Raw genomic sequence first — 217 nt, 5'->3', positions numbered from 1 at the left:
GAAGCCGCCGTGTTTATGGCAGGCGTCGGTCACTTGTTGGCTGCGGTTACCTTTCGCCAGCATGATCATGCTGCCGCCATGGGACTGCAGCAGGTCAACATAGGAGTCCATACGACCCGCAGTGGTTGGACCCAAAGAACCGGACGGGTAACCTGCCGGCGTTTTCGCCGGGCCTGCGTAGTAGATCGGGTGATCTTTCACGTACTGCGGCAGACCT

General features: G+C 59.4%; 1 protein-coding gene. It reads right to left on the bottom strand.

The window, feature by feature from the left end; translation table 11 throughout:
* A partial coding sequence (locus FDX22_RS19650; RefSeq protein ID WP_186805359.1) for a fumarate hydratase C-terminal domain-containing protein occupies positions 1 to 217 on the bottom strand: 217 nt, incomplete at both ends.

The sequence above is a fragment of the Citrobacter sp. TBCS-14 genome, from assembly GCF_005280805.1.
Taxonomy (GTDB): Bacteria; Pseudomonadota; Gammaproteobacteria; order Enterobacterales; family Enterobacteriaceae; genus Citrobacter; species Citrobacter gillenii.
Note: the sequence above shows the minus strand (reverse complement) of the source record. Positions and strands in the feature narration are given on the sequence as shown.